The following is a 12,437-nucleotide window of genomic DNA, read 5'->3' on the forward strand; positions in this document are numbered from 1 at the left end:
GATCAGAGGGATCGAGAACGTCGGGGGGAGCGGAAGGAAGGGCCCTGGGCGCGGCCCATGTCGAAGCGGTCCCGTGCCGCCACCAGCAGCACCGACGCCAACGCCGTGACGCCCGCCGCCACGCCCTGGCCCTGCGCGGTGAAGGGCAGCGGCGTCCCGGACGCCAGCAGTCGGCTCAGCACCACCAGGACGGCCCAGCCGGCCCCGACCAGCACGGGCGCGAGGACGGGGCCGAGCCGGGCGGTCAGCGCGACGCCCGTCGCGGTCAGCGCGAGAGCCGGCAGCAGCCAGCCGAGCGCCGCCAGGCCGTACGACGGCAGGGCCAGACTCGCCAGGGCGCTGAGCGCCGTGGTCGTCGCCAGCACCGCGACCGCCCGCACCATCAGCAGACGGAAGGTGTGCATCGGCGCGACCACGGCCGTCTCGTACGTCGGGTCGAGCCCCGGCCCGAAGGAGACCGCGACCCCCGCGAGCGGCAGCAGCGGCGCCGTGGCCAGGAGCATCAGCGGTGACCCGGCCAGGCCCACGCCGACCGCGAGCAGCAGCGTGAGCACCACGGCGCCGAGCCAGGAGCGGCGCAGCACCGGGGTGGCGGCGAGCAGTCGCGCGGTGTGGTCGGCCACTCCCAGCCGGATCAGCGACGACTCGAGGGGGCCGGGCCTCGGGATGTCCAGCGCGGCGTCCAGCCGGGCCCAGCCCGCGCTGATCTCGGCGGCCGGGACGTGGGCGGAGAGGGCGGCCCGGCAGTCGGCGCAGGCCGCGAGGTGCGTCTCGACGGACCACAGCCGGGGGGCCGCGAGCCTTCCGCGGGCGTAGTCGCGCAGGTCCTCGTCGTCGGCGTGCCAGCTCATGTGAGGCCCTCCCGCAGTTGCTTCCGGGCGCGCATGGCCCGGGTCTTGACCGTGCCCGGGGGAATGCCGAGCAGGACCGCCGCCTCACGTGTCGTCAGGCCGTCGATCACCGTGGCCTGGAGGACCGCCCGCAGTTCCGGGGAGAGTCCGGCGAGCGAGCCGGCGAGGTCGCCGTGCTGGACCCGGGCCAGCACCTGTTCCTCGGCCGACACCTCGTCACGCTGCCGCAGCCGGGCGAGCATCTGGCGCAGTCGGCCCCGGGCCCCGTCGCCCCGTAGCGCGTCCACCAGCCGTCGCGATCCGATGCGCCACAACCAGCCGGCCACGTCGCCCTCCCGGTGGTAGCGGGCGGCGCCCCGCCAGACGTCGAGGAACGTCTCCTGGACGACGTCGTCGACCAGCAGCGGATCGGCGCACCGTCCGCGCAGCCTCAGCACGAGCCAGGGCGCGTACCGGCGGTACAGCTCCTCGAAGGCACGACGGTCCCCGTCCGCGACCGCCCGCAACAGCTCGGCGTCGCCCGGACTCCCCCGTTTCAATTTGCTCACACCCCCTCATCGGACGAGGTGCCCCGAACGGTTCACACCGCCCCGAACGAGGTTCCCCGGAACGGGAGTCGACCACGGCGAAGGGCTCCCGTACGAGGAGTACGGCTCGTTCCGCGTGACGACGCCGCTCCAGCCCCGATGAGGTGATCCTGCCGTTCCTCGACGCCCTCACCGGCGGCATCAGCGCCGGCAGGGCGGCCGATCCGGTGGTCCTCGACCCCGACCCGTCCAGGCGCCCGGCCGAGGAGATCGCGGGCAGGTTACAGCCGCAGCCTCCAGTACGTGGAGGACACCGGCCGGGTCGTGATCCTCAACAACCGGGGCACGTCGACGATCGCGTTCGCCGAGGTCGATCTCGGTGGGTCGGCCGGGCGGCGGCGATCTGGACCGGCAACGCGACGGCCGGGCAGCGGATCGGGCAGTGGGTGGACGACAGCGCCACGGGCGCCTGGGAGGTCGTCAGGACCGGCGACGGTCGTATCAGGCTGGGCGGTCCGCGAAGAACAAGGGCCTCTGCCTGACCGCCGGTTAGCCCGGGGCTCCGCTCACCCAGCAGAAGGGGTCCACGGACGGCTCGCAGGACTGGAGGCTCGTCCGGTAGGGGGTCGCCGGGGCGGGGCCCGGTGCCTACGGGGGCTCGGCGGAGGCTGTCAGGATGAACGGATGACTGACGGACTCCGCTGGGTGTGCGAGGCGTACCCGTTCGGCCACACCCTCGTCTTCTGCGAGGGCCTCGACCCGGAGCAGGTGCTCCTGCGCCTAGGCGCGCGACGGGAGTCACTCTTCCCGCTGACGCGCTTCGAGGCCCAGGAGATCGAGGTCCGCAACGCCGCCGACGAGCCCTACGACCTCGACCATCTCGACGACCTGGACGTGGAGGCGGTGGAGGAACGGGGGTTCCTGCGGCCGGAGGTCGACGCCGTGCTCCGGGCGGGAGCGATCGAGGGGTGGGCCTTCGCGGTCCAGGCCTCCACCTCGTACGTCTCCGCCCGCGACTACCTGCCCGCGCTCTCCCGCGGCACCCGTGTCGTCACCGCCTGCCGGGACGTGAACGCCACGCAACGGGTGGAGTACGCCGTCGGCGGGCGGGTCCTGTCCTCCTTCGACCCAGGGCTCCCCGCGTACGACGACGGGGCCGAACCGGAGGTCCTCGGCCGGCCGCCGGGAGCATGACCTCCACCCAGGTCATGGAGTGGCTGGAGGAGCGCTTCGGGCTGTGGCTGCCCGAGGCCTGCGAGCACCGTCGGCTGCCGGCGGCACCCTTCGTCACCGGCCTTCCAGCCACCCCTGGACCACGGTGAAGTCCGCGGCGGTCATGCCCACTTCGGGTTCGACGCGGTGCAGGAGGGCCCGCCCCGGATGGTGACGCGCCACCCAGGCACGGTCGAGGCCGGTGATCTCGTCGTCGACCCAGACGAACGGGCGTCCGGCGGCCTGGCGGACGAGGACCCGGGTCTTCCAGTGCAGCAGGTCCGCACGGTCCTCCTCCGGCGCCTCCGGCAGGTCGACGACGGGCCACCGGGGCAGGCCGAGCAGCGGGGCTATCACCTCGTTGGCGTCGTCCATCCACGCGGTGGCCCACATCGGCTCGCAGATCAGTCCCAGCAGGCGCGGCCCGTGCGCGCGGTCGATCCGCGCCAGCTGCGGGTTCGACGTGTGCTGCCAGGCGACCCAGTCGCCGGCGGCCGAGGGGAGCCGTGCCCCGCCGTAGGGCAGGAGGGTGCCGTCGACATCCAGGAAGAGCAGCGGGCGGTGCGTGTCCGTGGTCATGACCGCGCCCCGGCCGTGGAGCCGTCGTTCTCCGTGTGGTCGTCCGTGGCCCTCGGACCCTCGGTGTCGGCGAGCTCGCCGGTGGCCGCGGGATGGTCGCTCTCCCAGCGGAGCAGGTCTCCCGGCTGGCATTCGAGTACCTCGCAGAGCGCGGCGAGAGTGGTGAAGCGGACGGCCTTGGCGCGGCCGTTCTTGAGCACCGCCAGGTTGGCGGGGGTGATGCCGACGCGTTCCGCGAGTTCGCCCACGGACATCTTCCGCCTGGCCAGCATCACGTCGATGTCGACGGCGATCGGCATCAGATCACCTCGGCCAGCTCGGCCCGCATCCGGGTCGCCTCGATGTCGCGGTTGACGGCCTGCGCGAGCAGCATGCGCAGGACGAGGACGATGAGCGCCATCCCCAGTACCGCCAGGCCGACACCGCCGACCAACAGGACGACGCCGGGGGCCACCGCCTCGCCCGGGGCCAGGACCACACCGAGCGCGAACACCAGGAGCGCCGCGGCCACCATCGCGCCGATCACTCCGTGCACGTACCGGAAGGCCGCGTGGGAGAAGACCGTGTCGCGCCGGACCATCGTCACGAGCCGCCACACACAGACGAGAACGACCTGGACGGTCACCACGCCGAGGACCACGATCACCAGCGTCGGCGTGCGGATGTGCGCCACGTCCGCGTCGAGCCCTCGCAGATCGGCGGACAGCAACGGCACCATCACCGCCTGCACGAACACCGAACCGACGAACAACCCCACGATCACGACACGCAACGCCAGCACCGTCAGCTTCCCCATGACAGCCTCCTTCATCCCTTCACTCGACCTGCGATAGAAATCTATCGAGATTCGATAGATCAGGCAAGGCCGTGTTCGCCGAGGCGGTGTCGGCCGAAATGACGCAGATTCGGGGCGACGCGAGCGCCGAGAAAGGGCCCCGCAGGCCACTGGAGGGCCTCGACCGCCTCCCGGAAGGGGTCGCCGGGCACGTCGGCCGACGCCCTCCGTGCAGCCCCTCACCGACCCGCTCAGACGCTCACCACACCCGCTCTGACCTGATGTTTTATTGAAAATCACCTAGGCTGACGGCTTCTGCTCGACTTCTTCGGAGGGGGATTTCGTGAGTGAGGAAGCCGTGTCGTACGACGCCGCCCGTATCGAGGTGTTGGAGTGGCCGGAAGCCATGCGCAGACGCGCCGGCATGTACGTCGGCTCGACCGGTGAACGCGGTGTGCACCAGCTGGTGTTCGAGATCGCCGAGCGGGCGGTGCGCGAGGTCGTGGCCGGCCGGGCCCGTTCCGTCGCGATCGCCCTGACGGCCGACGGGGGTGTACGGGTCGCCGACGGCCCGGGAGTGCCCGTCGAGGCCGCCGGTCACACCGACGGGCCCGGTCTCGAAACGCTGCTGACCTCCTCGGCCGGGGGGACGGAGCCCCTCTCCCGCCGTGCCGTGCATCTGGGCCAGTACGGCGTCGGTCCCTGCGTCACCAACGCCCTCTCCCGCCGTCTGACCGCCGAGGTGCGACGCGACGGGCTCCGGTGGGTCCAGGAGTACGCCCGGGGCCGAGCGATCACCGAACCCACGTCAGGGTCCGGCGGCCGACAGCCGGCCCACCGCGGAGGGCGGCACTCACCTGGTGGGCTTCCGCGAGGGCGTGGCCGCCGCGATCAGCGCGTACGCACGCGAGGGCCGCATGCTCGCCGCGTCGGACCCCGATCTCGACGCCGACCGGATCACCGAGGGCCTGACGGCGGTGGTGTCGGTGAAGCTGGACCGGCCCGAGTTCCTCGGTTCCACTCTTGGAGTGCTCGGCGGGGCGGACGTACGGTCCGGCGTCGCGCGAGCGGTCCGTGAGCACCTGGGCACCTGGCTGAAGAACCATCCGGAGCAGGGCGCAGCCGTCGTCGACCGTGTCCTGCGGCGGGCCGGTACGTAGGGCCGGTCGGATGCGAAAATCTCCGGGGGTCAGGACATCAGGGCGAGGAGCCCGATCTCCGGGGCCAGGGCTCCGGGCTGTCCGAGGGAGCGGAAGTCGTCCTCGACGGCGGCCGGATCGAGCACGCCGGCGCGCACTGCGGCGTACCGGACGACCGACCACAGGAAGACGTCCAGGTTGTCGTACTGCGTGTCGGCCTCGATGACCTGCTCCTCGTGGAACCACACCGCGACACGACCACTGGTGAGGACGACGTAGTAGTTGCCTCCGCCGTCGCAGCCGATGGACCACACGTCGTCGTCGGAGAGTTCCGTCTCGTAGTCGGTGTCCAGGATCACGGCGTCGTTCTCCGCGAACTCGAAGGCGTACGACCAGTCTGCGATGTCGAGGAACCGCGCCATGGCTCCCGAGCGGACCCTGCGGTCGAAGGCGGCCAGCGCGGTCGCGGCGGCGGGCGGGAGCCTGGTGAGGAAGGGGGCTACCGGGCGGGTCGACGCGGGAACGTCGACGCGCTCCTCGTCGGGGAACCAGCGCGCCAGATCGGCGTCCAGCCCGTTCTCCACATATCCGGTCAACTGATCGACGGTCAAAGGCATACGGGGAGGCTAACCGAGGCGTACGGAGCCGAGAGTGCCTGCTCAGCGAGTTACGTATACCTCTACGTACTTCCACCGACCTGCCCCGCGCCACGCGTCAGCCGGCAGTGACCGGTGTGGGGCCGGGGGGCGTCGGCGTCACGCCGTCCCCTGGGTATCAGCACCCGCGAAGTTGAGTACGCGCACTCAAGATCCGGTGCCGCGGCCGCCCCGACGATGGGGGTCTTCCTCATCGAGATCGGGAGAGACCTCATGTTCAGCCGCCTCGCCGACGTCCTGGTGCCCGTCGTCGGACGTCTCACGGTGACCACCGATGCCGGATCCGTCTGCGCACCGGGCAGCATCGTCGTCGCGAACCACACCTCTCTCGCCGATCCCGCGATCGTGCTCGCCGCGCTGCACCGCCTCGGTGTCGAGCCCGTTGCCATGGGTGCCGCAGGTCTGTGGCGGATCCCGCTGCTGGGTCGCGCGCTCACCCGCGAGGGGTACATCCCGGTGTACCGGAGGGACCCGCGCGCCGCCGACGCGCTCGACCTCGCCGCCGAAGCGCTGGCTCGGGGCCGGACGGTGCTCATCTACGCCGAGGGCGGGATCCCGGTCCGCAGGGACGCCGCCGAGGCCGCGCCCGGGGAGTTCCGCAGCGGTCTGACCCGGCTCGCTGCACGCACCGGGGCGCCCGTCGTCCCGGTCGGGCAGGCCGGAGCACGCCGGGTCACCTCCGGCGGTACGGCCAAGCAGCTGGCGGGGCTGTTCACCGCGCCCCTGCGCCGCCCCGCACTGCACGTCCACGTCGGGGCGCCGCTCTCCCTCACCCACACCGCGAACACCCGCCAGGCGCACGCGGCGGTGACCGCCGCCTGGCGCACGGCCGCGGCCCGCCTCGGCGAACCGGCCGCGCTCGCCGCGTGAGAGCCCACCCCAGCCGCCCAAGAGGTCGTCCGGACAGACCGCGTCGGCCGACCCTCGCGGTGCAGTCGGGCGACCCGCTCGCCTACAGCTCGCCTTTCAATGGGCAGGGGTCGAACGAAACGAGCACCTGTGGCGTCTGAGGTACATGAAGGTATCGCGCCATGTCGCCGTCTTGCTTCTGGGTGCCGGCTTGCTGCTCTCAGGGTGCTGGTCACCGTCCGACAACCGGGATGACGACTCCACCGGCCCAACCCTGCCTGCCCGTACGGTCGTCGAGGGCAAGTGGCAGGATGGTCCGGCAGATCCCAAGCAGCACAAGCCGTACCCGTACGACATCTATACCCATTGCGGGATCAAATGGGTTAAGTTCGGCGGCCGTTGGTGGGCTTTGGACTCCGTGTCCCTCGGTGCTGAGCAGGTCAAGGGGGAGCCACGCTCACAGCGCGGCCAGTGGCTCGCCGGCTACATGACTCTGATCGGTCCGGATTCTGCCGTTTTCGATGCCGCCGGGATGCCCACGATGCACTTCGTACCGACCGAGGATGAACCGGGGGGCTGTGCCTGAGGCTGTCCCGCCTTCTGGGTCTCGGGCGGGAGGGTCCCTTCGTAGGTGGTCCCGCCGGGTGTGTACCAACCCGCTTGCTTCCGCACTGCGGGGCTCGGGTCGTCGGTGTGAGGCGCGAGGGCGCAGATCCGGTGCGCAAGGGCCGGCCGTGGAGCCTGCCGCTGGAGGACGGGCAGACGGGTGTCGCAGAGGAGCAGCGGGCGCACCCGGCCGGCGTGTCACTCGACGCCGTACCGTCCCTCCCCACCCCGGTCGGCCGTGACGGCGAGCGGGCGCGGCTTGTGCGTAGCGAGACGGGTCTGATCAAGTTCCCGGAGGGGCGGGCCCGGGCCAGGGCCGGAGCCAGGGCCGCAGGGGGAGGCGTGATGGTTTCGCAGGGCGTCGGGGACGCGTTGGGGGGCGGAGGTCAGGAGGGCGGGGATCCGTGGCAGGGCGTGGACCGGGCCGAGCTGGCGCGGGCCGTGTGCGAGCAGGCCGGGCGGGCGGTGGCCGGGGTGGACGACATGGCGGCGTACCTGGCCGCTCAGGTGGCGGACGTGTCGCATCGCGAGGTGGTGGGGCCGCTCCTCGACGGCGGCGGTGCCAGTGGGGCCGTGGTGCGGCGGGGCGTGGTCCTCGCCACGTGGGGCGATCCGACGCGGACGGAAATGGCGTACAGCGCGACCAAGAGCGTGCTGTCGCTGGTGGCGGGCCTCGCCTTCGACGACGGGCTGTTGCGGCTGGACGATCCGGTCGCCGACTCGGTCCCACTGCCGCAGTTCGCCGACTCCCACGGCCGCGCGATCACTTGGCGGCATCTGCTCGAACAGACCAGCCAGTGGGAGGGCGAGCTGTGGGGCAAGCCGACGCGGGTCGACGCCCAGAGCACGCGTGAGGGCACGGAGTCGGCGGGCGGACCGCCCGGCGAGGGCTGGGCCTACAACGACGTCCGTGTGAACCTCACCGCGCTCGCGCTCACCGTGCTGACGGGCCGCTCGCTGCCGGATCTCCTGCGCGACCGGATCATGACGCCGATCGGCGCGTCCGACGGCTGGTCGTGGCACGGCTACGCCACCGCCGAGGCTCACATCGACGGCGTACGGGTGCCCGTGGTGTCCGGTGGCGCGCACTGGGGCGGCGGTCTGTGGATCAGCGCCCTCGATCTGGCCCGCCTGGGTCAACTCTGCCTGCGGGGCGGGATGTGGGGCGAGCGGCGGGTCGTCTCGCGGCGGTGGATCGAGGAGTTGTGGACGCCCTGTCGGGTCAAGCCGAACTACGGCCTGTCCTGGTGGCTGAACGACGACCGCACGGTCTGGCCCTCGGCACCCGCCACCGGGCGCTGCGCCCGGGGCAACGGCGGCAACCACCTGCTGTGGGTCGACCCGGCACGCGATCTGGTGATCAGCTCCCGCTGGGGCACGGAGGTCGAGACGCTCCTGGCCGGGGTGTCGCGGGCGGTTGCGCCCGGTGGCTGAGCTGCGGGGGCGCCGAGAAATTCACTGGGCCCGGGGCCTGTCCCCACGTGACAATCAGGGGCCATCAAGGGGAGGAACACATGAGCCGGGCCCACCTGACTCTTCGTGAGCTGCTGCCGCCGGACGAGCTCGCGGCGGCGCTCGAAGCGGGGCACGTCACGCGCAAGTCGCACCCGGAACTGCCGCTGTCCATCTACACGTACACGAGGACATGTCAGTACGAGCGGGTGTGGAACCGTGTGACCACGCGCTGCCGGGGCCTCGTGGCCGACGACGGCACCGGGGAGATCGTCGCGCTGCCGCTGCCGAAGTTCTTCAACGTCGGTGAGCACGAGGCCGGTCAGCCCTACGCCCCGAGCCTCCCGGACGAGCCGTTCGAGGTGTACGACAAGGTCGACGGCAGCCTCGCGGTGGTGTTCCACTACGCCGGCCGGTGGCGGGTCGCGTCCAAGGGATCGTTCGTGAGCGTGCAGGCCACCTGGGCACAGCGGCTGCTGGACGCGAAGGACACCTCCGGTCTCGTGCCCGGGGTGACCTACCTCGCCGAGATCCTGTACCCGGAGAACCGGATCGTCGTCGACTACGGCGACCGCCGGGACGTGGTGCTGCTGGCCGCGTTCGCCAAGGACGGCACCGAAGTCGCCCTGGCGGAGGCCGCCGTGGGGTGGCAGGGCATCGGCTCGGTCGTCACCGTGCGGCCCGCCGTGCCGCTCACCGAGCTGCTGGCGATGACGGAGGGGAACCGTCTGCCGGGCGGCCTCACGGCCACCGGCACCGACGCGGAGGGCTTCGTCCTGCGCTTCGCCTCGGGTGTACGGGCCAAGGCCAAGTTCGCGGAGTACGTACGGCTGCACAAGGTGCTGACCGGGGTGACCGAGCGGGACATCTGGCGCGGTCACGGCATCCAGCGGTTCGCCGGCCTGCCCGCCAAGCAGGTGGCGCAGGCGCTGAACTGCTCCCCCGAGGACGTCGCCGCGTCCGGCGGCCGGCCCCTGGACGCCCTGCTGGAGCAGGTGCCCGACGAGTTCGACGCCTGGGTGCGCGGGGTCGTCGCGGGCATCGAGAAGCAGGTCGAGGACCGCGAGCGGGCGATCGACGAGGCGTTCCGGTCGCTCGCGCATCTCGCGGGCGACCGGGGCGCGTTCGCCCGCGCGGTGCGGGAACTGCCCGACGCGGCCGTGCGCCCCGCCATGTTCCAGCGCCTGGACGGGCGATCGACCGTCCTCGTGACGTACCGGTCCACCCGGCCGGAGGCGTCCGACCCCTTCCGACACGACGAGGAGAACTGACCGTGCCCGTGGTACACGTCATGACGGGGCTGCCCGCCTCGGGGAAGACGACGGCCGCGCGCGAGCTGCAGGCGGAGTCCGGGGGCCGGATGCGCCGTGTCAACCTCGACGATCTGCGGCAGATGCTCGACATCCCGCAGCCCGAGGGCGCCGAGCGCCGGTCGTACGCGCACGAGCAGACCGTGCTGGCGATCCAGGACGCGGCGGTACGGGCGGCCGTCGACGGCGGTTTCGACGTCGTCGTGGACAACACGCACATGACGCCGCACATCCCCAAGCGGCTGAAGGCGGCCGTGGCGGGGCTGGCCACGTTCGTCGTGCACGACTTCACCGACGTGCCGGTGGAGGAGTGCCTGCGGCGTGACGCCGCGCGGGAGCGTCCGGTCGGTGAGGAGATCATCCGGATCCTCGCCGACAAGCACGAGAAGTCCCGCAGGGGCGGCTGGCGGCTGACGGCGGAGTGGCTGAACGACGAGCCCGCCGTCGAGCCGTACACCGCCGACCCGGCGCTGCCCTCGGCGGTCATGTGCGACATCGACGGCACGCTCGCGATCCGGGGCGACCGGGGCGCGTACGACTTCACTCGCTGCGAGGAGGACCTGCTCAACGTGTCGGTGCGCGGTGCGCTCCGCTCGTTCCGCCACGCCGACGGCGATGTGATCGTCCTGCTCTCCGGGCGCGGGGAGGAGCACCGGGACCGGACCGAGGCGTGGCTGCGCGCACACGAGGTGCCGTACGACGAGCTGTGGATGCGGACGGCCGGCGACCAGCGTCGCGACGACGTGGTGAAGGCGGAGCTCTTCGACCGGCACGTGCGGCACCGCTTCGCCGTACGGGTCTCGCTCGACGACCGGGACCGGGTCGTGGCCGTGTGGCGGCGAATGGGGCTGCCGACCTGGCAGGTCAACTACGGCAACTTCTAGGCCGCGCCATCGGCCGCCGGGGCGGGGGTGACCGGGCCGGCCGGCCTGGGGTTGCCCGCTGGTAAAATGGGGGCACGCTTCGACACCGCCGGGGCCCGTACCGAGGGGTACGGGCCCCGGCGCGTTCCGGGCGACACACCAGGAAAGGTTCCCCTTTTGAACGCGAAGCCGTCGTCCTCGGCCCCCGGGCCCTCCCCCGCCGACGCGCCCCGGCAGGCCGGCGAACCGCGCGGCGAGTCCCCGACGCCGAAGGCGGTGTCCGGGCAGCTGCCGCCGGCCGAGTCCTTCGACGCGCTCGGGTTGCCGCCGCAGCTGCTGCGGACCATGACCGAGCTCGGGGTGACGGAGCCGTTCCCGATCCAGGCGGTGACGCTGCCGAACGCGCTGGCCGGCCGTGACGTCCTCGGCCGGGCCCGGACCGGCTCGGGCAAGACGCTGGCGTTCGGGCTCGCGCTCCTGGTCCGGACGGCGGGGCAGCGGGCGGAGTCGAAGCGGCCCCTCGCGCTGGTCCTGGTGCCGACCCGGGAACTCGCGCAGCAGGTGGACGACGCGCTGACGCCGTACGCGCGGACCCTGGGGGTGCGGCTGGCGACGGTGGTCGGCGGGCTGTCGATCAACAAGCAGCAGGCGATGCTGCGGGCCGGTGCCGAAGTGGTCGTGGCGACACCGGGGCGGCTGGCCGACCTGGTGTCCCGTCGGGACTGCCACCTCGACCGGGTCCGGATCACGGTGCTGGACGAGGCGGACCAGATGTGCGACCTGGGGTTCCTGCCCCAGGTGTCGGAGATCCTGGACCAGGTCCGGCCCGACGGGCAGCGGCTGCTGTTCTCCGCCACCCTCGACCGCGACGTCGACCAGTTGGTGCGCGGCCATCTGCACGATCCGGTGCTCGCCTCGGTCGACCGGGTCGCCGGCTCGGTCACCACGATGGAACACCATGTGCTGAACATCCACCCCGCCGACAAGTACGCGACGGCGACCGAGATCGCCGCCCGGGACGGCCGGGTGCTGATGTTCCTCGACACCAAGGCCGGGGTGGACCAGTTCACCCGCCATCTGCGGGCCAGTGGCGTACGGGCCGCCGCCCTGCACAGCGGCAAGTCGCAGCCCCAACGCACGCACACGCTCGGGCAGTTCAAGGACGGCGCGGTCACCGTGCTGGTGGCCACCAACGTCGCGGCCCGGGGCATCCACATCGACGCGCTCGACCTCGTCGTCAACATGGACCCGCCCGCCGACGCCAAGGACTATCTGCACCGCGGCGGGCGCACCGCGCGCGCCGGGGAGTCCGGGAAGGTGGTCACCCTGGTCACCCCCAACCAGCGGCGCGACGTCAACCGGATGATGTCCGAGGCCGGGATCCGGCCGACCGTCACCCAAGTGCGGTCCGGCGAGGCGCGGTTGACCGCCATCACGGGGGCGAAGCAGCCGCCGGCCGGGACGAGGTCCAGCGGCGGCAACGCGCCCTTCCGGGGCCTCGGCACCCGGCCGGGGCGCCCCGCGAAGGAGTCCCGCAAGGCGGCCGAGGCCCGGAAGACCGCGGAGGCCCGCGCGGCCGCCCGGGTGCGCAAGGGGCGCTGACACCCGCGCACCGGTC

14 protein-coding genes and 2 pseudogenes are annotated in these 12,437 nt (G+C 72.4%); 10 read left to right on the plus strand and 6 right to left on the minus strand.

Annotation, left to right across the window (positions count from 1 at the left end; all coding sequences use genetic code 11):
- Positions 1–2 precede the first annotated feature (2 nt).
- Positions 3–851 (minus strand): anti-sigma factor, encoded by an 849-nt coding sequence (locus GWK25_RS25775; RefSeq protein ID WP_215453471.1) that lies wholly within the window; start codon positions 849–851, stop codon positions 3–5.
- The gene (locus tag GWK25_RS25780) at positions 848–1,399 is read right to left on the minus strand and encodes an RNA polymerase sigma factor (RefSeq protein WP_215453473.1); all 552 of its coding nucleotides are present in this window, start codon (positions 1,397–1,399) and stop codon (positions 848–850) included. Before GWK25_RS25780 ends, GWK25_RS25775 begins: the two co-directional genes overlap by 4 nt.
- Positions 1,400–1,648: 249 nt before the next feature.
- Here GWK25_RS25780 and GWK25_RS43780 point away from each other — a divergent pair.
- Positions 1,649–2,000 (plus strand): annotated as a pseudogene (locus GWK25_RS43780) (RICIN domain-containing protein); the annotation flags it as partial.
- 62 nt (positions 2,001–2,062) lie between these two features.
- A complete protein-coding gene (locus GWK25_RS25785) occupies positions 2,063–2,572 on the plus strand; it encodes a DUF6461 domain-containing protein (protein WP_215453476.1) in 510 nt (169 codons plus the stop codon).
- A 93-nt stretch (positions 2,573–2,665) separates the two neighbouring features.
- On the opposite strand, the gene GWK25_RS25790 is transcribed toward GWK25_RS25785, so the two are convergent.
- From GWK25_RS25790 to GWK25_RS25800, 3 genes are read right to left on the minus strand one after another with little or no spacing between them, the layout of a single operon-like run.
- A complete protein-coding gene (locus GWK25_RS25790) occupies positions 2,666–3,169 on the minus strand; it encodes a hypothetical protein (protein WP_215453478.1) in 504 nt (167 codons plus the stop codon).
- Entirely contained in the window at positions 3,166–3,468 is a 303-nt protein-coding gene (locus GWK25_RS25795) for a helix-turn-helix transcriptional regulator (protein WP_251829035.1), read from the minus strand. Before GWK25_RS25795 ends, GWK25_RS25790 begins: the two co-directional genes overlap by 4 nt.
- Complete coding sequence (locus GWK25_RS25800; RefSeq protein WP_215453482.1) at positions 3,468–3,965, minus strand: DUF2975 domain-containing protein; 498 nt, start codon at positions 3,963–3,965, stop codon at positions 3,468–3,470. Before GWK25_RS25800 ends, GWK25_RS25795 begins: the two co-directional genes overlap by 1 nt.
- Positions 3,966–4,804: 839 nt before the next feature.
- Between GWK25_RS25800 and GWK25_RS43785 the strand changes: the two genes are divergently transcribed.
- Positions 4,805–5,104, plus strand: coding sequence for a hypothetical protein (locus tag GWK25_RS43785; RefSeq protein WP_308010745.1), 300 nt, complete (start codon positions 4,805–4,807; stop codon positions 5,102–5,104).
- Positions 5,105–5,133: 29 nt separating this feature from the next.
- Here GWK25_RS43785 and GWK25_RS25810 read toward each other — a convergent pair whose 3' ends face one another.
- Positions 5,134–5,700 (minus strand): hypothetical protein, encoded by a 567-nt coding sequence (locus GWK25_RS25810; protein ID WP_215453490.1) that lies wholly within the window; start codon positions 5,698–5,700, stop codon positions 5,134–5,136.
- A gap of 252 nt (positions 5,701–5,952) precedes the next feature.
- Between GWK25_RS25810 and GWK25_RS25815 the strand changes: the two genes are divergently transcribed.
- The 7 genes and pseudogenes from GWK25_RS25815 to GWK25_RS25840 all read left to right on the plus strand — a co-directional run bounded on the left by GWK25_RS25815 (position 5,953) and on the right by GWK25_RS25840 (position 12,421).
- Positions 5,953–6,609, plus strand: a complete 657-nt coding sequence (locus tag GWK25_RS25815; protein WP_215453492.1) for a lysophospholipid acyltransferase family protein — start codon at positions 5,953–5,955, stop codon at positions 6,607–6,609.
- Positions 6,610–6,754: 145 nt separating this feature from the next.
- Positions 6,755–7,174, plus strand: coding sequence for a hypothetical protein (locus GWK25_RS25820; RefSeq protein WP_215453495.1), 420 nt, complete (start codon positions 6,755–6,757; stop codon positions 7,172–7,174).
- Positions 7,175–7,248: 74 nt separating this feature from the next.
- Positions 7,249–7,344: pseudogene (locus GWK25_RS44840) on the plus strand (IS5/IS1182 family transposase); the annotation flags it as partial.
- Positions 7,345–7,539: 195 nt separating this feature from the next.
- Complete coding sequence (locus tag GWK25_RS25825) at positions 7,540–8,628, plus strand: serine hydrolase (protein ID WP_215457570.1); 1,089 nt, start codon at positions 7,540–7,542, stop codon at positions 8,626–8,628.
- A gap of 80 nt (positions 8,629–8,708) precedes the next feature.
- Complete coding sequence (locus tag GWK25_RS25830; RefSeq protein WP_215453497.1) at positions 8,709–9,917, plus strand: T4 RnlA family RNA ligase; 1,209 nt, start codon at positions 8,709–8,711, stop codon at positions 9,915–9,917.
- A gap of 2 nt (positions 9,918–9,919) precedes the next feature.
- The gene (locus tag GWK25_RS25835) at positions 9,920–10,840 is read left to right on the plus strand and encodes an AAA family ATPase (protein ID WP_308404324.1); all 921 of its coding nucleotides are present in this window, start codon (positions 9,920–9,922) and stop codon (positions 10,838–10,840) included.
- A gap of 156 nt (positions 10,841–10,996) precedes the next feature.
- Positions 10,997–12,421, plus strand: coding sequence for a DEAD/DEAH box helicase (locus tag GWK25_RS25840; RefSeq protein WP_215453499.1), 1,425 nt, complete (start codon positions 10,997–10,999; stop codon positions 12,419–12,421).
- Positions 12,422–12,437: the final 16 nt, after the last annotated feature.

Origin of the sequence: Streptomyces sp. ATCC 21386 (genome assembly GCF_018728545.1) — a bacterium.
Lineage (GTDB): Bacteria > Actinomycetota > Actinomycetes > Streptomycetales > Streptomycetaceae > Streptomyces.

Coding starts and splice junctions, on each gene's coding strand:
- GWK25_RS25775 (WP_215453471.1), bottom strand. CDS start 851: ATGAGCTGGCACGCCGACGACGAGGACCTGCGCGACTACGCCCGCGGA.
- GWK25_RS25785 (WP_215453476.1), top strand. CDS start 2,063: ATGACTGACGGACTCCGCTGGGTGTGCGAGGCGTACCCGTTCGGCCAC.
- GWK25_RS25790 (WP_215453478.1), bottom strand. CDS start 3,169: ATGACCACGGACACGCACCGCCCGCTGCTCTTCCTGGATGTCGACGGC.
- GWK25_RS25795 (WP_251829035.1), bottom strand. CDS start 3,468: ATGCCGATCGCCGTCGACATCGACGTGATGCTGGCCAGGCGGAAGATG.
- GWK25_RS25800 (WP_215453482.1), bottom strand. CDS start 3,965: ATGGGGAAGCTGACGGTGCTGGCGTTGCGTGTCGTGATCGTGGGGTTG.
- GWK25_RS25810 (WP_215453490.1), bottom strand. CDS start 5,700: ATGCCTTTGACCGTCGATCAGTTGACCGGATATGTGGAGAACGGGCTG.
- GWK25_RS25815 (WP_215453492.1), top strand. CDS start 5,953: ATGTTCAGCCGCCTCGCCGACGTCCTGGTGCCCGTCGTCGGACGTCTC.
- GWK25_RS25820 (WP_215453495.1), top strand. CDS start 6,755: ATGAAGGTATCGCGCCATGTCGCCGTCTTGCTTCTGGGTGCCGGCTTG.
- GWK25_RS25825 (WP_215457570.1), top strand. CDS start 7,540: ATGGTTTCGCAGGGCGTCGGGGACGCGTTGGGGGGCGGAGGTCAGGAG.
- GWK25_RS25830 (WP_215453497.1), top strand. CDS start 8,709: ATGAGCCGGGCCCACCTGACTCTTCGTGAGCTGCTGCCGCCGGACGAG.